Annotated in this window: 17 protein-coding genes and 1 pseudogene; 8 read left to right on the top strand and 10 right to left on the bottom strand. The window is 73.3% G+C overall.

Annotated elements, in window-relative coordinates; genetic code table 11:
• The first annotated feature begins 71 nt into the window (after positions 1 to 71).
• From V1260_RS10250 to V1260_RS10235, 4 genes are all read left to right on the top strand, one after another.
• Complete coding sequence (locus tag V1260_RS10250; protein ID WP_329746714.1) at positions 72 to 641, top strand: maltokinase N-terminal cap-like domain-containing protein; 570 nt, start codon at positions 72 to 74, stop codon at positions 639 to 641.
• Positions 642 to 1202: 561 nt separating this feature from the next.
• Positions 1203 to 2126 carry a carbohydrate ABC transporter permease gene (locus tag V1260_RS10245; protein ID WP_329746713.1) on the top strand — a complete coding sequence of 308 codons (924 nt, stop codon included), beginning with the start codon at positions 1203 to 1205 and terminating at the stop codon, positions 2124 to 2126.
• A complete protein-coding gene (locus V1260_RS10240) occupies positions 2123 to 3064 on the top strand; it encodes a carbohydrate ABC transporter permease (RefSeq protein WP_329746712.1) in 942 nt (313 codons plus the stop codon). The genes V1260_RS10245 and V1260_RS10240 overlap by 4 nt, the downstream gene beginning before the upstream one ends.
• Positions 3065 to 3155: 91 nt before the next feature.
• Positions 3156 to 4523, top strand: a complete 1368-nt coding sequence (locus V1260_RS10235; RefSeq protein WP_329746711.1) for an ABC transporter substrate-binding protein — start codon at positions 3156 to 3158, stop codon at positions 4521 to 4523.
• A gap of 90 nt (positions 4524 to 4613) precedes the next feature.
• Here the strand turns inward: V1260_RS10235 and V1260_RS10230 are convergent, their stop codons facing one another.
• The 5 genes from V1260_RS10230 to V1260_RS10210 form a co-directional block, all read right to left on the bottom strand.
• A complete protein-coding gene (locus V1260_RS10230) occupies positions 4614 to 6011 on the bottom strand; it encodes a multidrug effflux MFS transporter (protein WP_329746710.1) in 1398 nt (465 codons plus the stop codon).
• Between the two features lie 131 nt (positions 6012 to 6142).
• Entirely contained in the window at positions 6143 to 7183 is a 1041-nt protein-coding gene (locus V1260_RS10225; protein WP_329746709.1) for a CPBP family intramembrane glutamic endopeptidase, read from the bottom strand.
• A gap of 98 nt (positions 7184 to 7281) precedes the next feature.
• Positions 7282 to 8052 (bottom strand): queuosine precursor transporter, encoded by a 771-nt coding sequence (locus V1260_RS10220; protein ID WP_329746708.1) that lies wholly within the window; start codon positions 8050 to 8052, stop codon positions 7282 to 7284.
• 65 nt (positions 8053 to 8117) lie between these two features.
• The gene (locus tag V1260_RS10215) at positions 8118 to 8927 is read right to left on the bottom strand and encodes a GH25 family lysozyme (RefSeq protein ID WP_329746707.1); all 810 of its coding nucleotides are present in this window, start codon (positions 8925 to 8927) and stop codon (positions 8118 to 8120) included.
• 67 nt (positions 8928 to 8994) lie between these two features.
• Positions 8995 to 9783, bottom strand: a complete 789-nt coding sequence (locus tag V1260_RS10210) for a TetR/AcrR family transcriptional regulator (RefSeq protein ID WP_329746706.1) — start codon at positions 9781 to 9783, stop codon at positions 8995 to 8997.
• 195 nt (positions 9784 to 9978) lie between these two features.
• Between V1260_RS10210 and V1260_RS10205 the strand changes: the two genes are divergently transcribed.
• Both V1260_RS10205 and V1260_RS10200 read left to right on the top strand, forming a co-directional pair.
• Complete coding sequence (locus V1260_RS10205) at positions 9979 to 12771, top strand: MMPL family transporter (protein WP_329746705.1); 2793 nt, start codon at positions 9979 to 9981, stop codon at positions 12769 to 12771.
• On the top strand, positions 12768 to 15650 hold the full coding sequence (locus V1260_RS10200; protein WP_329746704.1) for a YhgE/Pip domain-containing protein: 2883 nt from the start codon (positions 12768 to 12770) through the stop codon (positions 15648 to 15650). Before V1260_RS10205 ends, V1260_RS10200 begins: the two co-directional genes overlap by 4 nt.
• Before the next feature lie 43 nt (positions 15651 to 15693).
• On the opposite strand, the gene V1260_RS10195 is transcribed toward V1260_RS10200, so the two are convergent.
• Genes V1260_RS10195 through V1260_RS10185 form a run of 3 tightly spaced genes read right to left on the bottom strand, consistent with a single transcriptional unit; the run spans position 15694 to position 21833 of the window.
• Positions 15694 to 19155 carry an error-prone DNA polymerase gene (locus V1260_RS10195; protein ID WP_329746703.1) on the bottom strand — a complete coding sequence of 1154 codons (3462 nt, stop codon included), beginning with the start codon at positions 19153 to 19155 and terminating at the stop codon, positions 15694 to 15696.
• A 51-nt stretch (positions 19156 to 19206) separates the two neighbouring features.
• Positions 19207 to 20928: a DNA polymerase Y family protein gene (locus tag V1260_RS10190; protein ID WP_329746702.1), complete on the bottom strand. Its 1722-nt coding sequence runs from the start codon at positions 20926 to 20928 to the stop codon at positions 19207 to 19209.
• A complete protein-coding gene (locus V1260_RS10185) occupies positions 20928 to 21833 on the bottom strand; it encodes a hypothetical protein (protein ID WP_329746701.1) in 906 nt (301 codons plus the stop codon). The genes V1260_RS10190 and V1260_RS10185 overlap by 1 nt, the downstream gene beginning before the upstream one ends.
• Positions 21834 to 21968: 135 nt before the next feature.
• On the opposite strand from V1260_RS10185, the gene V1260_RS10180 reads away from it, so the two are divergent.
• Entirely contained in the window at positions 21969 to 22397 is a 429-nt protein-coding gene (locus V1260_RS10180) for a GNAT family N-acetyltransferase (protein ID WP_329746700.1), read from the top strand.
• Between the two features lie 42 nt (positions 22398 to 22439).
• Here V1260_RS10180 and V1260_RS10175 read toward each other — a convergent pair whose 3' ends face one another.
• Positions 22440 to 23699 carry a Bcr/CflA family efflux MFS transporter gene (locus V1260_RS10175; protein WP_329746699.1) on the bottom strand — a complete coding sequence of 420 codons (1260 nt, stop codon included), beginning with the start codon at positions 23697 to 23699 and terminating at the stop codon, positions 22440 to 22442.
• Between the two features lie 106 nt (positions 23700 to 23805).
• Here V1260_RS10175 and V1260_RS10170 point away from each other — a divergent pair, with 106 nt between their 5' ends.
• Positions 23806 to 24837, top strand: a complete 1032-nt coding sequence (locus tag V1260_RS10170) for an NAD(P)-dependent alcohol dehydrogenase (protein WP_329746698.1) — start codon at positions 23806 to 23808, stop codon at positions 24835 to 24837.
• A gap of 302 nt (positions 24838 to 25139) precedes the next feature.
• Here V1260_RS10170 and V1260_RS10165 read toward each other — a convergent pair.
• A pseudogene (locus tag V1260_RS10165) lies at positions 25140 to 25304 on the bottom strand (hemerythrin domain-containing protein); the annotation flags it as partial.
• Positions 25305 to 25499 lie beyond the last annotated feature (195 nt).

Raw genomic sequence — 25499 nt, 5'->3', positions numbered from 1 at the left:
GGTGGTTCGGTGGGATCTGCTCTCGTGGGGGGGGGGGGGGTTGGCGCTCCCCCTCCGGTAGCGTGGTGGCCATGGCAATCCTGCACCCCGCGACCCTGCATCCGTCCAAGGCCGAGCTCCTGGCCGACTTGCTGACCACCCGATCCTGGGGCGAGCTGGGGGAGCTGCGCCTGCTCGGCGCGTACCGCTTCGATGATCCCGAGGGCGAGGTGGGCGTCGAGTGCCACCTGGTGGAGGTCGGGGAGACCATCTTCCACCTGCCGCTGACCTACCGTGCGGCGCCGCTGTCAGAGGCCGGCGAGGACGCGCTCGTGGGCACCATGGAGCACTCGGTGCTCGGCACCCGCTACGTCTACGACGGCCTCGCCGACGAGGTCGCCCTGGAGTGCTTCGCCCGGGCGCTCGCCGGGGAGCAGCAGCAGGCAGAGCTCGAGGTGCATGCGCCCGACGGTACGACCACGCCCCGTGGGCAGACGGTGCGGCTGCGCCTCGAGGTCGACGAGGGGGAGCAGCCGCCGAGCCTGGCGTCGCTCGAGGACGGCGAGCCGTTCACCATCGCCCGCACTCTCGGTGATCTCGACGGCGCCGTGCGGTTGGTGGCGAGCTGGGACGGCGGCGAGGGCGTCGTCGCCGCGTGCTGAGCGCAGAGTCTCGCCGCTGAGGATTGACGAACGCTGACTCCGGACCGTCTGCCGGCGTGACTGCCGGCGTCGAGTGTTGCGTTCGGACCGTCATTCGGTGGCGGTAGCGGTCCAGACGCAGCACTCGGTGACGGCTTGTGGTCGAGGGCAGCGCAATCGAGGACGGGCGGCGTCCAGGATGAGCGGGGCCGAGGGGGCGCGGCCGGGGAGGGTCTGCGCGGCTGCCCGACCCCCTCTTCAACCGTCGACTTTACATAACGTACATTATCGGCGGAGCGTGGGGAGCGGCCGGAGGCGGAGTGTGATGGGTGCGCCGAGACGGACTGCCGCAGGCAAGCGGAAAGCTGCTCAGCGGCCGCTGACCAGCGCACTCGGCGCGTCGAGCACCACTGCGGGCGGATTTTGTCGCACGGGTCACAGCCCTCAGGTCCAGTTCACCGGGCGTTCGCCGAACCGCGGCGCCTCGGACACCGGCGGGTCGTCGGCCCGACACGGACGTCACCTGGGATGGTCCACGGCCGTTCAGCGGAACGGCCTCTGCCTTCCGAGAACGAGGTGCGCATGTCCAGCACGAGTGCCGCTCGGGATGTCCGGCCCCGGCGCCGGCTGTCCTCCCGCCGCCGCCGCGAGGCGCTGTGGTTCCTGGTCCTCGCGCTGCCGAACATCGCCCTGATCATCCTGTTCACGTACCGGCCGCTGCTGACCAACGTGTACTACTCGATGCTCGACTGGACCCTCGGTTCGACCAGCGCGAGCTTCATCGGCCTCGACAATTACGTCGAGTTCTTCTCCTCGCCGCAGGGACTCGACTCGATCCGCATCACGATCGTCTTCACCCTCGTGACCGTCGGCGGCTCGATGGTGCTCGGCCTGCTGCTGGCCCTCGCCCTGAACACCAAGATCCCCGGCACCTCGCTCGCCCGCTCGGCCGCCTTCGCCCCGTACGTGCTCTCCGGCGTCGGCGTCGGTCTGGTGTGGCTATTCATCTTCGACCCGAACTTCGGCGTGCTCGCCTGGTTCCTGCGGCAGATCGGGCTGGCCAGCCCCCAGTGGGTCCTCGACCCGGACATGGCGCTGATCATGGTGATGATCGTGTACGTCTGGAAGAACCTCGGCTACTGCGCGATCGTCTACCTCGGCGGCCTGCAGTCGCTGCCCCTGGAGGTCATGCAGGCGGCCTCCCTCGACGGCGCCGGTCCCCTGCGCCGCTTCTGGTCGATCAGCCTCCCGCTGCTCTCCCCCACGACGTTCTTCCTGCTCATCACCACAATGCTGTCGAGCCTGCAGGCCTTCGACATCCTCCGCGTCATGACCCCCACGGGCCGCGGCACCAACGCCATGATCTTCGAGAGCTATCTGCAGGCCTTCGGCGGCTACTCCCGCGCCGGGTACTCGGCGGCGATCTCCGTGGTCCTCTTCGTCATGCTCCTGGTGATCACCGTGGTGCAGATCCGCTTCGTCGAGAAGAAGGTGCACTACGCATGAGCGCTCCCGCCCCCGCCCCCGCCTCCGTTCCCTCGGTCGCCCCGCAGGGCGGCTCGACCGCCCCGTCGGCCGTGCTCCCCCGCCGCGCGAACGGGCCGTTCTCCGCGCAGAACCTGGTCGCGACGATCAGCACCGGCTACGTGCCGCTGATCCTGTCGACCGCCGTGGTGGTGCTTCCGCTGCTGTGGATGGTGATCAGCTCCTTCAAGGCGCCCACCGAGATCCTCACCAAGGACCTCGTGGTGCTGCCCTCGGAGCCGACGCTGCACAACTACCGGGTGGCCATGACGACGGTGCCGATCCCCCGCTTCTTCCTGAACTCGGTGATCGTCACCGGCGTCGGCTCCGCGCTCAAGGTCGTGCTCGCGATCATGACCGCCTATGCGCTGGTGTTCCTGCGCTTCCCCGGCAAGAACTGGATCTTCCTCGGCATCCTCGTCGCCCTCATGGTGCCGCCGCAGGTCGCGATCCTGCCCAACTACGTGCTGGTCGCCGGCTGGGGTGGTGTGAACACCTACTGGGGCATCATCCTGCCGGGCCTCGGCACGGCCTTCGGCACCTTCCTGCTGCGCCAGCACTTCCTCACGATCCCACCCTCGATCCTCGAGGCCGCGAGCCTCGACGGTGCCGGTCACTGGCGATCCCTGTGGCGGATCGTGGTGCCCATCTCCCTGCCGTCCATCGCCACGGTCGCGCTCGTGACCATCGTCGGCGAGTGGAACGACTACATCTGGCCGCTGATCATCACCACCAGCTCCGACATGATGACCCTCCCCGTGGGACTGACAGCCCTGCAGAACTCCGAGGGCAACACGGGATCGGGCTGGGGGATCCTCATGGCCGGCACGGTCCTGGTGATCGTCCCCGTGCTGGTGGTCTTCGCCGCGCTCCAGCGCTACATCGTCTCGGGCCTCACCCAGGGCAGCGTCACCGGCTGACCCGCGGGCCCGAGCCCCCGTGGCACCGCTCGCCCGCGGCGCCGCACTCCTCCCGCAGGACCCACCCCCACCCGTCCCGAAAGGACACCCCATGACCCGTCTGCCCCGCACCCCGCAGCAGCTGACCGCGTCCCGACGCGCCCTCCTCGGCCTCGGTGCCGCTGGCGCCGGCGCCCTGGCCCTCGCCGCCTGCGGCGGCCCCTCCGTCGGCGGCGGCGACTCGGCCGCGAGCGACGCTGGCGGCGAGGAGGTCGACTTCTCCGCGATCGAGCCCGCGACCGAGATCGCCTTCTGGACCAACCACCCCGGCGGCTCCAAGGACGTCGAGGCCGAGCTCATCGCGGCCTTCACCGAGGAAACCGGCATCACCGTCAACCACGTCACCGCAGGCTCCAACTACGAGGAGATCGCGCAGCGCTTCCAGACCGCGCAGGCCGCCCAGGACGACCTGCCCGCGGTCGTGGTCCTCTCGGACGTGTGGTGGTTCCGCTACTTCATCAACGGCAACATCGCTGCGCTCGACCCGATGATCGAGCAGCTCGGCATCGACGTCGCCGACTACCGCGACTCGCTCGTGGCCGACTACCAGTACGACGGCAAGCAGTGGGCGCTCCCCTACGGCCGCTCCACCCCGCTCTTCTACTACAACAAGGACCACTTCGCCGCCGCGGGCCTCCCGGACCGCGCCCCGGAGACCTGGGCCGAGTTCGAGGAGTGGGCACCGAAGCTGACCCAGGGCGATGTCCCCTACATGTACCCCGACCTCGCGGGCTACGCCGGCTGGACCCTCCAGAACGTCCTCTGGGGCCGCGGCACCGCCTGGTCCGAGGAGTGGGACCTCGCCGCCATCACCTCCCCGGAGACCGTCGAGGCCTTCCAGTGGGTGCAGGACTCCGTGTACTCGAACGGCTGGGCCCAGGTGTCCTCGGGCGATTCGGCCGACACCTTCGCGGCGGGCGTCTGCTCCACCACGATCGCCTCCACCGGCTCCCTCGTGGGCGTCCTCGAGGCCAGCTCCTTCGAGGTCGGCGTCGGCTTCCTGCCGGCTGGCCCGGTCGACGGGCCCGTCTGCCCCACCGGCGGTGCGGGCCTCGGCGTGCCCGCGTCCATCACCCCGGAGGAGCAGCTCGCCGGGGCGATGCTGATCGAGTTCATGGGGCGCCCCGAGTCCACCGTCGCCTTCTCCGGTGCGACCGGCTACATGCCGATCCGCAAGAGCGCCGACGTCACCGAGCTGCTGGAGACCACCCCGCAGATCCAGACCGCGATCGACCAGCTCGAGGTCACCCGCACCCAGGACTACGCGCGCGTGTTCCTCCCGGGTGCCGACCAGGAGATGGCCAACGCCGTGGGCACGATGCTCACCGCCGAGGGCGATGTGGAGCAGGCCCTGACCGACCTGCAGGCGACCCTCCAGGGCATCTACGACTCGCAGATCGAGCCGAACCTCCCGGCCTGATCAGTCCCCGCCCCGGCACCCGCCGGAACGACGACGGCGCCCCCGGGATGTTCCCGGGGGCGCCGTCCGCGCTCGTCTGAGCTGCGGGCGTCAGGCGGTCGTGCGCGCCCCTCCCCCTCGCCCGGCGGCGACGAAGAAGGCGCTCGAGACCAGGGCGCCGAGGAGGATCGCGAGGGCCATCGGCAGCGAGGAGTGGGTGCCGGCGAGGCCGACGAGGGGCGCCGCGATCGAGGCCGAGAACGAGAAGCCGAGGCCGAGCATCGCCGAGCCGGTGCCCGCGAACTCCCGCGCTTGGTCGCTCGCGAGCGCACCGCCGTTGCCGAGGATCAGGCCCTGCGGGGCGACGGTGAAGAAGAACGCCGGCAGCACGATCCATGTGGGCGACCCCAGGAAGAGGCTGCCGATCAGCAGCACGGCGCTGGCGATGATCACGATGATCAGGCCCACGCGGATGATCGAGCGCGGATGGATGGTGCGGGTGAGCCGCGCCGAGAGCAGCGAGCCGGCCATCATGCCCGCCGAGTTGATCGCGAAGCTGATCGAGTAGGCGGTCGAGCTGAAGCCCAGCATCTCCTGCACCACGAAGCTCGACGCCGAGACGTAGGCCATCACCGCGAAAGCCGAGAAAGCGTTGACCAGCAGGTACGCGACGAACTGGCGTCGGCCGAGGAGCACCCGGCAGTTGTGCAGGAAGGTGCGGAAGCCGCCGGCATGACGGCGGCTCGGCGGCAGCGACTCGGGGATCAGGAAGATCGTGCCGAGCAGCGAGACGAGTGACATCGCGGCGATGATCAGGAAGATCTCCCGCCACTGGCCGACCAGCAGGATGAGCCCGCCCAGCAGCGGCGCGACGATCGGGGCGATGCCGCCGATGCCCTGCATGAGGTTCATGATCCGGAACAGCTCGGGGCCGTCGGTCATGTCGATGAGCACGGCGCGGCCCAGCACCATGCCGAAGCCGCCGCCGATGCCCTGCAGCACCCGCATCGCCATGAGCAGCTCGGCGCTGTCGGCGAGGGCACAGCCGATCGAGGCCAGCAGGCACAGCACGATGCCGATCAGCAGCGGGGTGCGCCGACCGAGCCGGTCCGAGAGCGGTCCCGCGACGACCTGGCCCGTCGCGGTGCCCAGGAAGAAGGCGGTGATGGTCAGCTGCATCCGGGTCGCCGTCGTGCCGAGGTCGTCGGCGACGTCGGGGAAGGCGGGGATGTACATGTCCGTGGCGAGCGGGCCGATCGCGCTGAGGGTGGTCAGCACGACGATCACCAGGACGGTGACCTTGGATCGGGTGCGCCGCAGTTCCTCCTCCGTGGGGAGGTGGGCGATGTCCTGGTCTGCCGGGTCCTCGAGGACCGGGATCGCGCCGGTGATCGTGGGGATCTGACCGGTGACGGTCGGCACCTGACCGGTGGTGACCGGCACCTCGCCGGTGCGGGAGAGCGGCTCGTCGGCGTCGTCGGGGCGGGGGGAAGGGGCGGCGGGTGCCACGGGGGTCCTTTCGGGCGGGCGTGGGCGAGCCGGGTGGGATCCGCGGATCCCACCCGGCTCGAGGACACGATGCTATGCCCGTCCCGGCCCGACGAGGAAGGGGTCCATCGGGCGAGATTCCCACGCGGGAGTCACACCGTGGACAGCGACTCCAGGCCGCTCCGGACCTGCTCCGTCGGGATCTGAGTGCTGCGCTCGACGCGCGAACGGCGCCGCTCGAGCAGCCACACGATGCCGACGAGGAGCAGGTCGACGCCGATCATCAGCAGCATGATCGGGCCGCCGGCGCCGGCCGAGCGGTCGATGACCACGCCGCCCCCGCCGGTCATCAGCGCGCCGAGGACCATGGCGAGCAGGTTGTTGACCACGTGGAAGGCGATGGGAGCCTCCAGGCCGCGGCTGATCAGCGCCATCAGCGCCCCGCACAGGCCGAAGGCCACGTAGTAGGCCATGAGCCAGAGGTCCCCCGCGCCGTGCGAGAGGCCGAAGACGATGCTCGAGAGGGTGATGCCGACGGCGAGGGCGAGCCGCTCGGGGCGGATCCACGAGGCGATCGCGGGGGTCATGACGCCGCGGAACATGAGTTCCTCGGCGGCGGCCTGGAGGGGCGTGCTCAACAGGGCGACGACCACCAGGGCGATGGTGGTGCCGGTGACGGTGATCTGTACGGACGGGTCGAGCAGCGAGGTCCCGCCGACCACGAGCCCGAGCGGGAGCACGAAAGCGGCCGCATAGAGGCCGAGTCGGCCCCAGCTGACGCCCCGAGGATGGCTGAGGACGGAGCGCAGTGGCACGCGGCCCACGAACCTCGTCAGCAGCAGGCCGACGACGGCCGCGACGACCAGCGAGAGGTTCAGGGCGAGCAGGCCCAGCGGTCCGATGGAGAGGAAGTCCTGCGGGTCACGGCCGAGCGCCATAATCTCGACGAATATGGCCACGGTCATCAGCACGATCTGGGCGAGCAGCATGATCACGCCCATCGGGACGATGATGACGAGCGGCTTCCACCAGGCCATGCGGAGGTGCGCTCCGAAGCGGCGGGACGCATCGACGGCGCTCGGGCGCGGTGCCGGGGCGGTCGCCGGGCCGTTCGGGGCCGCGGCCGCGTCGCCGGCGTTGACGGCGGAGGCGGGTGCGGGAGGAGGGACGGGGGCGGGAGCTGTGGTGTTCATGCGGCCACTGTGGTCCACGTCATGGACCCTGCGACAGCTCGGGGAGGCGAGGGACGTGCCCGACCTTCGTCGGCCCGGCGCGCCCCTCGCCCTCGCCGTCAGTCGCGGGCCGGGAGCGCCGCGAGTCGGGCCTGGTAGGTGGGATCGGTGCGTTTGAGGAAGCGGATGACCGCGGAGGTCACGGGGATCATCGCGTACTGGACGGCGACCTTGTAGGCGAATCCGAGGATCGTGTACTCGGCCCACTGCTCGATCGTGGTGATGCCGATCGCCGCCGCGGCGATGGTGCAGAAGATGATCGTGTCGACGAGCTCGCCGAGGCCGCTCGAGGTGAACAGGCGCCCGATCAGGCCCCGCTCCCCCATGCGCTGCTTCATCCGCGCGACGACGAGGGAGTTGAGGGTCTGTCCGGCGGCGAAGCCCGCGAGGCCGGCCAGGACCACGATCCACACCGGGCCCAGGGCGAGCTCGAGGGCGGCCTGCTTCGCGAGGCCGTACTCATCGGGGAAGGGCGGCAGCGCGATGATCACGAAGTAGCTGAGGGAGGCGATCACGCTCACGGTGAAGGAGGTGATCACGGCGCGGCGCGCGGCACGCGGGCCGTAGAGCTCGGTGACGATGTCGCCGAGGACGTAGGCGAGGGGGAAGAGGAAGAAGCCGCCGTCGGTGATGATCTCGAATCCGGTGCCCGGGACGGTGCCGAAGCTGACGCCCTTGGCGGCACCGATGCCGGAGAGGATCACGACCGTGACCATGGCGGCGAGGAGGATGTCGAAGTGGGAGGAGCCCCGGTCGGCGTAGACGGCGCCGGCCGGGCGTCCAGACACGGGGGCGGGGGACGGTGCGGAGGTGCGTTCTGTGTTGTTCACCGGGGCAGGCTACACAGCGGGCCGGGTCGCTCCCCCGTCGAGGTGACCCGGCCCGCAGCGCGGGATCAGATGCCTTCGGCGCCGTAGTCCTTCTCGCCGACGAAGCGGGCGAAGGAGTCCTCTCCGCCGTACCAGCGCACGGAGTCCCCCGCGAAGGGGCCGGAGTCCGAGTACTGCCACAGCTCCCAGGCCCACCAGCGGCCCGGCAGGCGGGTCGGGGCGGCGTCCTGGTAGGCGGCCAGGAAGAGCGGAGAGTTCTTGGGGGTCCAGTCCCCCACCACGTCCCGCCACCAGTAGTAGTTGGTGTAGATCACGGGGCGCCGGGTGGTGGCCTCACGGTACCGGGTGGAGAAGGTCGCGATCCATTCGCGCATCTCCTGCTGCCCGAGCCCGTAGTCCGCGGGCAGGCCCTCGTAGCCCTCGAAGTCGACCATTCCCGGGAGGGTGCGGCCGTCGTCGCTCCAGCCACCGCCGTTGGCGAGGAAGAAGTCGACCTGCTCCTCCGGGCCGCCCGAGTCGGGGCGGGCGAAGTGGTAGCCGCCGCGGACCAGTCCCGCATCGCCGGCGCCGCGATACTGGTGGTTGAAGGCGGGGCTGCGGTAGGTGCGGCCCTCGGTGGCCTTGACCCAGGCGAAGCGGGAGCCGGCCGCGGCCTGAGCGGCCCAGTCCACCTCTCCCTGCCAGCCGGAGACGTCCTGGCCGTGGATGCCCGCGGCCTGGGCCGCGGGGGAGGCGAGGGCGGAGGCGCCGACGCCGAGTGCGGCGGCCGAGAGGACCCCTCCCCGCAGGAGCGAGCGCCGCCCGGGATCGGTGCTGGAGCCCGGGGGCTCGGCCAGGTGCTTGGGGCGATAGGAGGACAGACGCAGTGAGGCCATGGAGGTCTCCCGGGGAAGAGGGGACGTGGGGAAGGAGGGTGCGGCGTCCTCCGCACCTGTGTCGACCCTAGGAGTTCGCTGGGGGCGAACCGGGGGTTTCCCCGGTGCTCGGCGTGTCGTGGGTTACGTCGGAGATCGCCGCAGAGGCCGACGAGGCGGACGGCGCGTCCGCTGGGGCCGACGGTGCGACCCGATCGAGCGGCTCCACGAAGGCGCGGAGCGTGCCGAGGATCGTGGTGGCGGCCAGCTCGGTGATGTCGCGGCCGTCCATCTGCTCGCGCACCATGAGGTCGACGAAGACGCCGATCAGCAGCTGGGCGAGGTCCTCCGGCGGGAGCAGCGGCCGCTCCCCCATCGCCTCCATGCGCTCGGCGAGCAGCGCGCCGATCTGGCCGCGCAGTCGACTGCGCTGGGCGGCGACCTCGAGGCGCATCGTCTCGTCCCGCAGGGCGCGGGCCACGGCCTCGGAGTACAGCAGGTACCACTGGCGGCCGAAGGGGCGGATCCCCTCGAACACCGCGACCATCACGTCGGCGTCCTGGAAGGCGCAGAGGCCGGTGCCCGCTCCCCGGGAGGCGGCCTCCTGGACAGCGGCCTCGACGGAGCTGTCCGCGATCGCGAGCACCTCCTCGGTCACCGACGCGAAGAGGGCGACGAACACCTCCTCCTTCGTCGAGAAGTTGGAGTAGAACGCCCCGCGGGTGAATCCGGCGGCCTTCACCAGGTCGTCCACGGTCGCACCGTCGATGCCCTTGTCCACGAAGACGTCGAGCGACGCGCGCACGAGCTTCGTGCGGGTGTTCTCCTTGCGACGGGTGCACGCGGACTCCGGCAGTGGATCGAACAGGTCGCTCATGGCGCGGTCAGGTCTCCTCGGGGGAATCGGCGGGGTGGCGCAGTGCTCGCGTCTCATCGGCTCGAGGAACGTCGAGGCTTCTGCGGACAGGTGGATGGTATCCCACTGGATGCATTAGTGTATCGAATGCGCGGGCGTCTCGAGCGACGGGCCGCCGACCGCCCTGCCCGCTCCTGTTCCTCTGCTGGAGGCCGCGTGTCCTCGTCCCTGTACCGCCTCGGTCTGTCCATGGCGTCCCTCCGCTGGAAGGTCGTCGCCGTGTGGACGGTCCTGCTGGTCGTGATCGGCGGCCTCGCCGTGGGCCTCGGCGGCTCCTTCTCCACCGAGTTCCAGATCCCCGGCACCGAGGCGCAGCGCGGCATCGACCAGCTCGCCACCCGCTTCCCCGAGATGGCCGGGACGGCTGGCCAGGTAGTGCTGGTGACCGAGGACGGTTCCGACATCGATGAGCACCAGGGGCAGATCGTCGCCCTCATGGAGGACATCTCCGAGGTCGAGGGCGTCGGCGCCGCCCCGGACCCCTTCGACGACCTCTCCCCCGGCACGCGGGATGACACGGACACCGCGATGATCGCCCAGTTCCAGATGGACGGCCAGATCGGCGAGTACCCCGCGGAGTCGGTCGACGAGATCGCGGCCCTCGTCGAGGCGGCCTCGACCGACGGCCTCGAGGCGCATCTCGGCGGCCAGGTCCTGCAGAGCGCCGAGATCCCCTTCAGCGCCGGCGAGGTGCTGGGCATGCTCATCGCGCTGATCATCCTCGCCGTCATCTTCCGCTCGTTCGTGCCGGCGCCCGTCCCGATCATCACCGCCGTGGTCGGCGTGGGCGTCTCCATGCTCGCCGTGATGGCCCTCTCCGCCGGCATGGAGATCCCCTCGGTGACCACCTCGCTCGGCGCGATGCTGGGCCTGGCCGTCGGCATCGATTACGCGCTGTTCATCCTCTCCCGCCACCGCGACCAGCTCAGCCGCGGGGACGATGTGCGGGAGTCGATCGGCGCGGCACTCGCCACCTCCGGCAGCGCCGTGATCTTCGCGGGCCTGACCGTGATCGTCGCCCTCGTCGGCCTGTTCATCACCGGCATCCCCTTCCTCACGATCATGGGCGTCGCGGCGGCCGGCACCGTCGCGCTGAGCGTGGTCGTGGCGCTCACCATGCTGCCGGCGATCCTGGGCATCCTCGGCGAGCGGCTGCGGCCGCGCGCCGTGCGCCGCGCGATGGCCGAGAACGGCGGGGTCCTGCCCCCGTCGGCCGACGGCGACCAGGCCGCACCGCGCCGTGGCCTCGGCCTCGCCTGGGTGCGCCTGGTGACCCGCGTGCCGCTGCTGACGATCCTCGTCGTGGTGATCGGCATCGGCGCCCTCGCGATCCCCGCGAAGGACCTCGCCCTCGCCCTGCCGGACCTCGGCACCGAGAAGCCGGGCACCGCGGCCCGCGACACCTACGACCTCGTCGACGAGACGTTCGGGCCCGGATACAACGGGCCCCTGCTGGTCACCGCCGACATCATCAACACCACCGACCCGCTCGGGGTCGTCGACGAGCTGGAGGCGGACATCGCCGCGCTCGACGGCGTGCAGGAGATCCAGATCGCGACCCCGAACCGCGGCGCGGACCTCGCCGTCATCTCCGTGATCCCCGAGGGTGGCCCCACCGAGCAGTCCACCAAGGACCTCGTCGCCGAGCTGCGCGGCAGCGCCGCGGCGTGGGAGGACGAGCTGGGCATCTCCGATGTCACCGTGACCGGCGCGACCGCCGTCGGCATCGACGTCACCGACAAGCTCTCCGAGGCGCTGATCCCCTTCGGCACCTTCGTGGTCGGCTTCTGCCTCGTGCTGCTCGCCCTCGTGTTCCGCTCCGTCTGGGTGCCGATCAAGGCCGCCCTCGGCTACCTGCTCTCGGTCGGCGCGGCCTTCGGCGTGACCGCGATGGTCTTCGAGTACGGCTGGTTCAACGGCGCGCTCAACGTGAGCGTCAACGGGCCGGTCGTCGCCTTCATGCCGATCTTCGTCATGGGCGTCCTCTTCGGCCTCGCCATGGACTACGAGATGTTCCTGGTCACCCGCATGCGGGAGGAGTTCGTGCACACCGGCGACGCGAAGGGCGCGATCGAGCGCGGCTTCGTCGGCAGCGCCCCCGTGGTCGTCGCCGCCGCGCTGATCATGGTCGCCGTCTTCGGCGGCTTCATCTCCTCCGGCTGGTTCATGCTCCAGCCGATCGCGATCGGCCTCGCCGTGGGCGTGCTCGTCGACGCTTTCGTGGTGCGCATGACCCTGGTGCCCGCGGTCCTCGCGCTGCTCGGCGCGCGCGCCTGGTGGCTCCCCCGCTGGCTCGACCGCCTGCTGCCGCGGGTGGACGTCGAGGGCGAGGGGCTCGCCGGGGTGCTCGAGCACCGCCGCTGGACCGAGGAGCACGGCGTCCACGCGCTGCGGCTCGAGGAGGCGGTCGTCCCGCTGCTCGGCGATCGCGGCACGCTCGGACCGCTCACCGGCTCCGTCGTGCCCGGCACGCTCCTCGTGGTCCGCGCGCCCGACGACGTGGACCGCGCGACCTTCCTCGCGCTCGCCGCCGGACGCGTCGCCCCCGTCTCGGGCATCCTCGCCGCGCACGACCGCCTCGCCCCCGACGACCTCGGCACGATCCAGTCCCGGGCCCAGTGGATCGGCGCCGGCGAGGATGTCGCCGGTCGCCTGCGCCGGATCGAGGGGCACGGGGTCTCCCGCTGCGTGATCGTGATCGAGCAGCTCGCCGACCTCGCGCACGCCGCCGAGGTCCGCGACGACACCCTCGTCGAACGGCTCGACGCCCTCCTCGCCGCGGGCGCCACCGTTGTCGTCGGCTCCCGCTCCGCCGCGCCGACGGACGCCGAGCGCCGCCTCCGGGCGACACTGCGCGAACCCGATCGACTGCTCGCCCTCGACGTGCGGCGCCACCACGCTCTCCCCGACAGCTCCCCCGCCACCCAGCCCGAAGGAGTCCCGGCATGATGCGCCTCGCACATCCCCGCACCCTGGTCGTCGTCCTCCTGCTCCCGCTGCTCGTGGTGGGGCTCGGGCTGTGGGCGCTGAGCGGTCGCGTCGACCGGCTGGACACCGTGCCCGCCGCCGTCGTCAACCTCGACGAGGGCGCCGAGATCACCGATGCCGACGGGAACACGCAGACCGTCCCCTTCGGCCGCCTGCTCGCCGGGGCCCTCACCCAGCCCGGCACCGTCGACGGCCAGGACGCCCCGGAGACGACCGGCTTCGACTGGCAGCTGACCAGCGAGGAGGATGCCGAGGAGGGTCTGCGCAGCGGCACGTACGCCGCCGTGGTCGTGATCCCCGAGGACTTCTCCGCGCACCTCGCCACGATCGGCACCCCCGAGGCGTCCCGCGCCATCCTCGAGGTCACCACGAACGACGCGAGCGGCCAGATCAACGCCCTGGTCGGCACCGCCGTCGCGGACGCCTCCGCCACCACCATGGGCGGCCAGATGGCGCAGCAGTACCTCGACGGCCTCTACCTCGGGTTCAACGACCTGCAGACCGGGTTCAGCGACGCCGCGGACGGTGCCGAGCAGCTCGCCGAAGGCACCTCGACCCTCGACGACGGCACCCAGCAGCTCGCCGACGGCACCCGCGATCTGGCCGACGGCGCCGAGGCCGCCGCGACCGGCACCGAGGAGTTCTCCGGCGGCGTCTGGAGCCTCGCCGACGGCGCCGACCAGACCGCGATCGGCACCCGGCAGCTCGCCGGCGGCCTGGACGAGCTGGCGACCGGGGCCGACGGCGCCGCGTCGGGGACGGGCGAGCTCGCCACCGGGCTCGACACCCTCGCCGGCGGCACCGAGGACCTCGACACCGGCGTCGCCGCCCTGCAGACGGGCATGCGCGGCACCGATACCCAGCCCGGTTTGCTCACGGGCGCCGAGCAGCTCGCCGCTGGCGTCGAGGGCGACGGCACCGCCGAGAACCCGGGCCTCGTCGCGGGCGCCGAGCAGCTCGCGAGCGGCGCCGAGACCTACGCCGAAGGCGTCGCGCAGGCCGGAGCGGCCGTCTCCGGGGACGGTACCGCCGAGAACCCCGGCCTCGTCCCCACCGCCCGGTCCGTGGCCGACGGCGCGGTCCAGCTCGGCGAGGGCGCGCGGCAGACCGCCGACGGCGCCGCGCAGCTCGGCGAGGGCGCCCAGCAGGTCGCCGACGGCACCGCCGCCCTCGCCCCCGGCGCCACCGATCTCGCCGACGGCACCGAGCAGCTCGCCGCGAGCGTGGCCGGCGACGGCACCGCCGAGAACCCGGGCCTGCTCGCCACCGCGCAGGGCCTCGCTGAGAGCCTCTGCGCCGAGGACGCCGCCTCCGCCGACTGCGCCCAGGCGCAGGGCCTGGTCGCCTACGCGGAGGGGATCGATACGGGCCTCACCGGCGACGGCACCGCCGAGAACCCCGGCCTCGTCGCCGGCACCCGCCAGATCTCCACGGCCCTCGCCGGCGACGGCACCGCCGAGAACCCGGGTCTCGCCGCCGGGGCGCAGGGCGTCGCCGACGGCCTGAACGGCACCGCCGAGCAGCCCGGGATCGTGCAGGGCACCGCCCAGATCGCGGACGGCGTCCAGGGCACCGACGAGCAGCCGGGCCTCGTCCAGGGCGCCCAGGGCACCCTCGCCTACGCGGAGGGCGTCGGCACCGCCTTCGCCGGGGACGGCACCGCCGAGAACCCGGGGCTGGTGACCGGGGCCGAGCAGCTCGCCGACGGCGCCCGCACGAGCGCCGACGCCGCCCCCGCCCTCGTCGACGGGGTCACCGCGCTGCGCGACGGGCTCGCGGACTACGCCGACGGCGTGGACCAGCTCGCGACCGGCACCGGCCAGCTCGCGACCGGCGCGCGCAGCAGCGCCGACGGTGCGGGTGAGCTCGCGACCGGCATGGAGCAGCTCGCCGCCGGGACCCGCACGAGCGCCGACGGCGCCGGGCAGCTCGCCGACGGCACCGACCAGCTCGCCGCGGGCGCGACCGAGCTCGGCCAGGGCGGCGACCAGCTCGCCACCGGCAGCCGCCAGCTCGCCGACGGCACGGGCGAGCTCGCGACCGGCACCGAGGAGCTGGCCTCCGGCACCGAGGAGCTCGCCTCCGGCACGGACGAGCTCGCGACCGGTCTGCGCGAGGGCGCCGACGGCGTGCCGACCTACTCCGGCTCGGAGCGGGAGCGGATGAGCGAGATGGCCGCTGACCCCGTCGGCACCGAGGCCACCCGCCAGAACGAGGCGGACGGCGCGACCACCGCGACGTTCCCGTTCGTCGCGGCGCTCGCTCTGTGGCTGGGGGCGTTCGCAAGCTTCCTGCTGCTGCCCGCCCTGTCCCGGCGTCTCCTGGACCGGGCGGTGCCGATGTGGCAGGTGGTGCTGCGGTCCCTCGCCCCGGCCCTGCTGATCGCGCTCGTGCAGACCGTCGCGGTCCTCGCCGTGCTGACGGCCGTGGGCATCGCCCCGGTGTCGCCGCTCGCGGTGGGGGTCGTGGCCCTGACCGGGTCGGTCATGTTCGCCGCCTTGCACCAGGCGCTGCTCGCGGTGCTCGGTGACCGGATCGGACGGATCGCCTCGATCCTGGTGATGGTGCTGCAGGTGGTGGCGCTGGTGGGGATCCTCCCCATCGCGACCGCTCCCCCGGCGCTGCAGGCCGTGAGCTCGCTGATGCCGCTCTCGATCGTCACCGAGGGCCTGGTGCACGCGGCCCTCGGCGGCTCGCTGGTCTCCACCTCGGGGATCCTGCTGTCGATCCTCGCGTGGGCGGCGGTGTCGCTGATCGCGACGCTGCTCGCGGCCCGCACGGCCCGCCGCGCCGAGCGCTCGGACCGGCTGCGGTTCGCGACGGTGCCCGCGACCGCCTGAGCCTCCCGGGCCCGTGCCCGAGCGCGGCGGCCCGCCGCACCGCTCAGCGGAAGTCCCTGGACCTGCCCGCCGCCGGCAGGTCCAGCGGCTCGACCCCGTCGGCCACCAGGTTCACCGCTCCCGTCGCGTTCTCCACGATCCCGCGCAGCACGACCGCCCGGGTGGTGCGCAGCAGCGCCCGGTGCCGCTGCCAGAAGCCCTGCGAGCAGATGACGTTGAGGATCCCGGTCTCGTCCTCGAGGCTGAGGAAGGTGATGTTCCCGGCGGTCGCGGGGCGCTGTCGGTGGGTGATCACCCCCGCGACCCGGATCCGGGTGGAGTCCTCCGCCGCTCGGGTCCCGCCGATGCTGAGCACCCCGTCGGACTGCAGGCGCTCCCGCACGAGCGCCATCGGGTGGTCGTCGAGGGTGATGCCGGTCGCCCAGGCGTCGGCGTCGGCGAGCTCCGCATCGCTCATCCCCGGCAGCATCGGCGCCCGCGCCCCCACCGCGAGGTGCGGGAGGGTCTCGGGGGACTCCTGGGCCGCGGCGCCCGCCGCCCACAGCGCCTGCCGACGCGACGGGGCGAGCGCGTCGAGCGCCCCCGCGGTGGCGAGCGCCTCGAGCTGGCGGGCGCTCAGCCGCACGCGGCGGGCGAGATCCGGGACCGAGGCGAAGGGACCGCCCTCCTCGCGGGCGGCGACGATCGCCTCCGCGGTCTCGGTGCTGATCGAGCGCACCTGGTCCAGACCCAGCCGGATCGCGGGCCCGGCCGCGGCGGCCCGGCCCTGCACCTGCTCGCGGGCGGCCCCGGCGGCGACCTCCGCGTCGGAGCGCACCCGGTAGCCGTGATGCTCCGCATCGGTCTCCAGACCCGTGCGGGCCGCGCTGACCAGCACGTCGGGGCCGCGGGTGAGCACGCCGTGGCGGCGGGCGTCGGCGACCAGGGACTGCGGCGAGTAGAAGCCCATCGGCTGGGAGCGCAGCAGCGCCGCCGTGAACGCGGCCGGGTAGTGGCACTTGAGATAGGAGCTGGCGTAGACGAGGTACGCGAAGGAGTAGGCGTGCGACTCGGGGAAGCCGTAGTTGGCGAAGGCGAGCAGCTTGCGGTGCACCGCCTCGGCGTCCTCCCCGGTGATGCCGTGCTTCGCCATCCCGCTGAACAGGGCGTCGGAGAGGTCGAGCATTTTCTGGGTGGAGCGCTTGGAGCCCATGGCGCGGCGCAGCTGGTCCGCCTGGGCGGGGGTGAAGTCGGCGATGTCCACGACCATCTGCATCAGCTGCTCCTGGAACAGCGGGATCCCCAGGGTGCGGCGCAGCGACTTCTCCAGCCGCGGGTGGAGGAACGTGACCTCCTCCTCCCCGGTGCGGCGGCGCAGGTAGGGGTGGACGCTGCCGCCCTGGATGGGGCCGGGGCGGATCAGCGCCACCTCGACGACGAGGTCGTAGAACACGCGCGGCTTCAGCCGGGGCAGGGTGGAGATCTGGGCGCGGGACTCGATCTGGAACACGCCCACGCTGTCGCCGGTGCAGAGCATGTCGTAGACCGCCGGGTCCTCCTGCGGCAGGGTGCGCAGCTCGAAGTGCTGGTCGTGGTGCTCGGCGACGAGGGCGAGGGCGTGGTCGAGCGCCGTGAGCATCCCGAGCCCCAGCAGGTCGAACTTCACGAGGCCCGCGTCGGCGCAGTCGTCCTTGTCCCATTGCAGCACCGAGCGGTCCGCCATCGCCGCCCACTGCACGGGGCACACCTCGATCACGGGCCGGTCGCACAGCACCATGCCGCCGGAATGGATGCCGAGGTGACGGGGCGCGTCGCGCAGCTGTCGGGCGAGGCTCAGCACGTCCTCGGGGATCCCCGCCCCCTCGATCGAGGAGTGGGAGTGCTCGAGCCGACGGGAGAAGGCGTCCTGCGCGCCGACGTCGTGGCCGAGCGCCCGGGCCGCGTCGCGCACCGCGAGCTTGCCGCGGTAGGTGATGACGTTCGCGACCTGCGCCGTATTCTCCCGTCCGTAGCGCTCGTAGACGTACTGGATGACCTCCTCGCGGCGGTCGGAGGCGATGTCGATGTCGATGTCGGGCGGACCGTCCCGCTCGGGCGCGAGGAAGCGCTCGAACAGCAGGTGGTGGCCGACGGGCTCGACCGCGGTGATCCCCAGCGCGTAGCAGACGGCGCTGTTGGCGGCGGAGCCGCGGCCCTGCGCGAGGATCCCCTCGCGGCGGCAGAAGGCGACCAGGTCGTGGACGATCAGGAAGTAGCCGGGAAAGTGCAGGTCGGTGATGACCCGCAGCTCGTGGTCGATCTGCGCCCACGCCCCGGGGATCCGCTCCTCGGCGCCGCCCCCCGCGCCCGCACCCGGCCTGGGCCCGTAGCGCTCGCGGCCCTCGACCTCCACCAGCTCCCGCAGCCAGCTCGCCTCGTCGTGCCCGGCCGGGACGGGGAAGGGCGGCAGGTCGGGGGCGAGCAGGCGCAGGTCGACGGCGCAGTCCCGGCCCAGGCGCGCGGCGGCGGCGAGGGCCGACGGGTAGCGGGGCAGCAGGCGGTCCATCTCCTCCCCGCTGCGCAGGTGCGCGGGGCGGGAGGGGAGGTGCGCGTCCGCCTCGGCGAGCGGCACGGCGGCGCGCAGCGCGGCATGGGTGTCGGCCAGGCGCTTGTCCGCGGGCCGGGCGTAGTGGGCGTTGGTCGTGGCGACGAGCGGGAGGGTGATCGCGTCCAGGCCGTGGGATTCGCGCACCAGGCGGGCGCCCTGGGCGAGGGCGTCGTGCAGCTCGTCGGCCTCCCCGCCGCCCCCGGCGACGAGCTCGACGGCCACGTTCCCCACCCCGAACAGCTCGACCAGGCGGCCGATCTCCTCGGCGGCGGCCTGGGCGGCGCCCTCGAGGTCCCCCGCGGCGAGACGGGCGCCCGCGGCGCGGGTGACGGCGCCCTTGCGGCAGCCGGTGAGGATCTGCCAGTGCCCCTCGGCGGCCAGACGGGACAGCTCGGCGAGCCGGTAGCGGGGCGTGCCCTTGCGGCGGCTGTCGAGGTGGGCGCGGGCGATCGCGGCGGAGAGCATCCGGTAGCCCTCCTGGTCCCGGACCAGCACCAGCAGGTGCTCCCCGTCGGGATCCGGGATGCCGGTGCGGGGCGCGGCGATCATCGGGGAGCCCCCGGCCCGGTGCCCGCCGGGCTCGAGGCCGAGGGTCAGCTCCGCACCGAAGACGGTCGCGATCCCCGCCTCCCGGGCGGCCTGGGCGAAGCGCACCGCCCCGGGCAGGCCGTCGTGGTCGATCAGGGCGAGGGCGTCGAGGCCCAGCCGGGCGGCCTGGGCGACCATGTCCTCGGGGCTCGAGGCGCCGTCGAGGAAGCTGAAGTGGGAGTGGGCGTGCAGCTCCGCGTAGGCGACGCGCTGTGCGGGCCGGTAGCCGTCCTCGGCGACCTTCCCGGTGTGCTCGACGATGATCGGCGGGGAGACCAGCTCCGCGGGACGGTCCGAGAGGATCGCCTCGATGTCCTTCCAGGCGGGCGGGCCCAGGAACCAGCCGGCCATCAGCGGGGCCCCGGGGACGGCGGGGTCAGGGCGGCGGCGAGGGGCGAGGGGTCAGTCATAGATCCCCTCCAGGGTCCAGGCGCCGGTGCGGGAGAGGGCCAGCGCCGCGGTCTCCTCCCCCGTGGCGGTGCGCAGCACGAGCGGCAGGCGGGCGGCGCGGGTGCCCGTCGGAGTCCACCAGCGCTCGTCGAGCACCGTCGGCGCGCCGTGGGAGAGCACGGGATGCGCCGTGCCGACCCGCAGCCCGAGCGCCTGCAGCGCGGGCGCCCCCGGGGCGGGGACCAGCAGGCGCGCGGGCGGGGCGCTCAGCAGGCCCCGGGCGGTGACCACCACCGGCTCCCCCGCCGCGTCCTCGAGCCGCACCGGCGGCGGGGTGCGGAACACGGTGGCGGGCACGGGACGGGGCAGGGAGCCCGGCCAGGGGCCCTCGCGGCGGGCGGGCCGCTCGGTGCGCCAGGGCACCGCGACCACCTCGTCCGCGAGCAGCCGGCCCCCGACGGGGACGGGGATCTGCACGGCGTCCTCCCCCGCGAGACCCTGGGCACGGGCGAAGGCGCGGGCGGCCCGCTGCGCGGCCTCCCCCGAGCTGCCCCAGAGGGCGGGCGCGGCCTCCCCGGCCGGGGCCAGCTGCAGGGGGTGCAGGCCCAGGTGCACGATCGCCCCGGTCCGGGGCCCGCCGAGGCGCGCGCGGGTGATCCAGCCGTCGCACTGCCAGCGGATCCGGTCGACCACGTCGGCGACGCCGAGCGCGCCGTCGTGCCGCCAGGTGCGCTCCATCTCCTCGCCGCTCTCGGTGCGGGCCACGATCCGCAGCCGCGTGCACACCAGTCCCCGCTCGGTGAGCATCGCGTGCAGCTGCTCGGCGAGCGGGCGGGCCACGAACGCCGCCTGGTCGGTGCGCACCAGCGGGGTCTCCAGGGCGGCCTCGGCGAGCACCGGCTGGGTGGGGTGATGGGCGGAGGGCGGGGCCGGCTCCCCGCCGCGGGAGAGCAGGTGGAGGGCGGCCACGTCCGGGCCGAAGCGGTCGGCGACCGAGGCCGTAGGCAGTGCGGCGAGATCGCCGAGGGTGGCGACGCCGAGCCGCTGCAGCAGGTCGACGGTCTCGGCGAGCTCGAGGCGCCTCTCGGGCCGGGTCGCGGAGGGCTGGCCGCGATGCCCCCAGCCGGGGCCGACGGGGGCGTGCCGCAGCGCCTCGATCGGGTGCGGGGCGAGGTAGTCGGCACTGCGGCCGGGGCGGATGATCCTCCCGGCCGGGGCGGCGAGCAGGGCCGCGAAGGGGCCGTCGGCGATGCCCACGGTGCACTCCCAGCCGGTCAGCTCGGCGACCGCGTCGAGGATCCGCTCCGCGAGCGCCGCCTCCCCGCCCTGGTGCCGGGCGGGCCCGCGGGCCGACATCAGCAGCACCCCGGGGCGGAGCACGTCGACCCCCGCGGCGATGGTGTCCACGGCGGCGGCGACCAGCTCGAACAGGGCGGACTCGGCGTCGCGGTCCGTCTCCAGCACGAGCGCCTCGGGGCAGGCGGCGCGGGCCGCGCGACGGGTCATGCCGGGACGCACCCCCGCCTCCCGGGCGGCGGGGCCGACGTGGGTGACGCGATGGTTCTCGAGCAGCAGCACCGGCACGGCCGACGGGTCGACCGGCCCCGGCGGGCCCGCGCTCTCCTCCCCCGTCGCTGCGGTGCTCGCCTCCGCGCGGCGCTGATGGCGGTCCAGCGCCGCGAGCAGCGGCCAGTCGGGCACGGTCACGGCGACCGTGCGGGTGGCGTCGGCCATCAGCCGGCCCTCGGGACCATCTGCAGCGGGCGCACCTCGGCCGCGGCGGGACCGGCGGCGGAGCTGGCCGCGGCGGTGCTGGACAGGGCGGGGCCGGGGATCGCGGCGAGGAGCCCGCGGACCTCGGGCAGCAGCACCTCCACGCTGCGGCCCGCGCCGATCCCCCGCCCGCTCGCGGTGACCGCCAGGCGCCGCCGACGCAGCCGTCCCGAGCCCTGGCCGAGACCGGTCCAGCCGCGGCTCTCGGTGCGCAGCACGAGATCCGCCCGACCGGGCGGGGAGGCGGCCAGCAGCAGGGTGTCGGCGGTGCGGGCGCGGCCCTGGAGGGTGCGCCACAGGGCGGGGGCGGGCAGCGCGCCGGGGCCGAGCACGAGCACCCCCACGCCGTCGGCGAGGGCCGAGAGCACCTGCGGGGCGCGGTCCCCGTCGGCCGGGGCGAGGGCGAGGCGGAAAGGATCCAGCCCGGCGTCCAGGGCGGCACGCAGCCCGAGGTCCGGCAGGCCCGCGAGCGCGCACCAGGAGTCCTCCCCCGCGGCGGCGGCCGCGAGGGCGAGCAGCAGCGACGTGCTCCCCGCGCCCTCGATCGCGACCGAGCTGCCCGCGCGCAGGCCGGTGCGCGGGAACAACGGGGCCAGCGGGGCGGGGACCGGCAGCCGGGTGCCGGTGGGATCGGCGGCGGTGAGGCCCGCTGCGGACCCGCCGGGCTCCCCCGCCGTCGGCCTCTCCCCCACCGTGGCGGGGCCGACGGGAGCCGACGCGCCGGGGACGGACGGCGCCGCGGGCTGCAGCGCGGTGCGGTCGATCCGCCCGCCCCAGCGGGCGGCGGAGCGCTCTGCGGCGCTGAGCGCGGCACGGGCCCGGGAGAGCCGCTGCTCCCGGTCCTCGCTCTGCAGGGCGGTGCTCATCGTGCTCCTCCTCCCGGACGCCATTCCCTCGCACACATGTTCGAACAGGGATTCGAACTGTACGCCGCGGAGGGGTGGCTCTCAAGGTGTCCTGGTCGTGACATCGAACGTATGTGCGAAGTCTGCGGGAGGGGTGTGACAGACGAGTCGGGGGCCTCCCACTGGGAGACGGACACCCTCGCGCGGCGCGAGCAGAACTGGCGGCGGTGGCTCGAGGGCGGCAGCGCCGTCACCGTGGCCGAGACCGTGGCCGAGCCCGTAGGAGAGGAGAGCGGCGCGATCATCGGTTTCGCCATGACCGGGGACGCGCGGACCGTCGGCGAGCACGCTCCCGCCCGCGAGCGGGAGCTGTTCTCGATCTACGTGCTGGCCGCGCATCACGGCGGCGGCGCGGGTCAGGCCCTGCTGGAGGCCGCCCTCCCGGCGGGCACCCCGGCCCAGCTGTGGGTCGCCGAGCAGAACCCTCGCGCCCGACGCTTCTACGCCCGCAACGGCTTCGCCCCCGACGGGGTGCAGGTCCTGGATGCCGTGCTCGACCTGGAGGAGCTGCGACTGGTCCGCTGAGCCGTCAGGGGCGGAACAGGCCGGAGCTCGACCCCGCGCCCGTCAGAGGGCGTCGAGCAGGCGCCGCCGGTCCAGCAGATGCCAGCCCCACAGCAGCGCGCCCACCACCACGTAGCCGAGCGCCGCGAGCGCCAGCACGGTGAGGCTGCCGGTAACCAGCGGGGCGACCACCCCGGAGAGCAGCGCGTTCATCACCAGGGTGAAGAAGGTGCCCAGCGAGGCCGCGGCGCCGCGCTGGTGCGGGAACAGGTCGAGGATCTCCAGCTGCATCGGGGCGAAGAACAGCGAGGCCGTGAAGGTCATCAGCATCGGCCCCACGAGCACCGGGATCAGGGAGGGGTCCAGGCCGCCCGACGGCGCCGGGACCAGCATCACCACCACCAGGTTGAGCACGGTGGTGATCAGCGTGCCGAGGAAGCCGAGGGTGATCAGACGGCTGCGGTCCATCGACTCGGCCACCCGACCGACCACGAAGGACCCGGCCATCATCCCGAGGATCAGGGGGCCGAAGAGCACCCAGAAGTCCTGCTCGCCGAGGCCCAGCAGGCGCACTACGACGATCGGGGCAGCGGCGACGAACACGAAGTGGGCGGCGAAGCCGAAGGCCGTCGCGAGCGCGATCCGCACCATCATCAGCGAGCGGCCCACCTCCCACAGTGACCCCAGCACCGCCCCGATCCGCAGCGGGATCCGCTGCTCGCGGGGCAGCGACTCGGGCATGAGCGCCGTCAGCACCAGGACGAGCACGCCGTAGAGGCCCACGCCCGCGAACACCCACCGCCAGTCCCCCAGCAGCATCAGCCAGCCGCCCAGCATCGGCGCGATGACCGGGGAGAGGGCGAAGATCATCATCACCCGGGCCATCAGGCGCTGTGCCTCGGCTCCCTCGAAGAGATCGCGGATCACCACGCGGGAGACGATCGTGGCGGCCCCCGCGCTGACGCCCTGCAGCACGCGCAGGGCGATGAGCATGCCCATGCCGGAGGCGAGCACCGCCCCGAACATCGCGAGGATGTAGATCGCGAGCCCCGTGAGCATCACCGGCTTGCGGCCCAGCGCGTCCGAGAGCGGGCCGTGGAAGACGCTCATCACGGCGAAGGACGCGAGGTACACGCTGATCAGCTGCTGCAGCACCACGTCCGAGGCGCCGAACTCCCCGCCGATCTGGGCGAAGGCGGGGAAGATCGTGTTGATCGTGAACGGACCCAGCATGCCCAGCGCGGCGAGGGTCAGCGTGATCCGGGCACCGCCGACGCCCCGGGGCGTCGAGGGGGCGGAGCGGGACGGATCAGCGGTGGTCACCGCCCGATCCTAGTCGGGAGGACGACCGGCGTGGCGGACGGTCCTGACGCCCCCGCGTCGGCCGATGCCATGATGGGCGGACGCCGATCCGATGGAGGAGAAGAGCATGCGAGCACTGGTGCTGCACGAGAAGGGCCGGATGGCCCTCGAGGACGTCCCCGCGCCGGGAGCGCCCGGACCCGGTCAGGTGCGCATCGGGATGCACACCGTCGGCATCTGCGCCTCGGACGTGCACTACTGGACCGACGGGAAGATCGGCCCCTTCGTCGTCGAGGCGCCGATGATCCTCGGCCACGAGGGCGCCGGCACCGTCCTCGAGGTGGGCGAGGGCGTCACCGGCCTCGCCGTCGGCGACCGCGTCGTTATGGAGCCGGGCGTGCCCGACCCCGCCTCCCGCGCCGTCAAGGAGGGCAACTACAACGTCGATCCCGGCGTCGAGTTCTGGGCCACCCCGCCGGTGCACGGCTGCCTCGCCGAGGAGGTGCTGCACCCCGCGGCCTACACCTACCGGCTGCCGGAGTCGATGAGCTTCGCGGAGGGAGCGCTGATCGAGCCCTTCGCCGTGGGCATGTTCGCGGCGACCAAGGCGGAGATCTCCCCCGGGGACGTCGCGGCCGTCGTCGGCGGCGGCACCATCGGGATCATGACCGCTCTCGCCGCGCTCGCCGGCGGGGCGAGCCACGTGTTCCTCTCCGACGTGCTGCCCGAGAAGCTCGCGCTGCTCGACGGCATCGCCGGGATCACCACGGTGAACGCCAAGGAGCAGGACCTCGGGGAGGTGGTCCGCGAGGCGACCGGCGGCTGGGGCCCGCAGGTGGTCTTCGAGGCGACCGGCGCCGCGCCCGCGTACCGGGCGCTGTGGTCGCTTCCCGCTCCCGGCGGCCGCATCGTGCTGGTGGGCATGCCGGTGGACCCCGTCCCCTTCGACATCGCGACCGCGCAGAGCCGCGGGATCTCGCTCGAGACGGTGTTCCGCTACGCGAACGTGCACCAGAAGGCGATCGACCTCGCGGCGAGCGATGCCGTGGACCTCTCCCGCTTCGTCAGCGAGACCTTCGCCTTCGAGGACTCGGTCGCCGCCTTCGAGCGCTTCCTCGAGGGCCGCCCGACGGACGTGAAGATCCAGATCACGCTGTGAGGCGGGTGCCGCCGGTCCTCCTGGGCCTCGACGGCACCCGGGAGGACCGGCAGCGGGCCCTCGAGGACTGGGCGCGGTCCTTCCTCGACGGGGCCGGTCACAGCGTCCCCAGCGCCTCCCCGGGTCCGCGTCGAGGTCGAGGCCCTCGAGCACGGTGAGCAGCTGCCGCTCCTCGTAGCGGACGTGGCTCTCCATGATCGCGGCGATGCCCTCGAGATGGCCCGCGAGCACCGCCGGGGAAAGCGCGAGGCCACCGCCGCCTGCAGACCGCCGAGCAGGTGGCCGATCATCGAGTTGTCCTGCTCGAGCGCGCGCAGCACCGGCGCGAGATCGGGATGGGCGGCCGCGATCGCCGGGAACAGGGTGCGGTCCTCGCCGGTGTGGTGGGCATCCAGCGCGCTGCAGAACCCGTGGCAGAACAGCAACAGCTCCCGGGTGGGATCCTCGGCGGGATCACCCCGATCCACGGCCTCGCGGGTGATGCGCAGCGCTTCGCGCAGGCGCGCATGCACGCGCCGTATCTCGTGGCTCCAGGCGATGAGCCGGGTCGTCTCGCGCTCAGTCACGCGCGGACGACGGGGGCGACGAAGTCATCGTCGGTCTCCCTCGGTTCGGCGCCTCCATGCCTGACACGGTCTGCCACCGGCACGCGACGCTGGCGG

The organism is Brachybacterium sp. J144 (assembly GCF_036321705.1).
Lineage (GTDB): Bacteria > Actinomycetota > Actinomycetes > Actinomycetales > Dermabacteraceae > Brachybacterium.
Note: the sequence above shows the minus strand (reverse complement) of the source record. Positions and strands in the feature narration are given on the sequence as shown.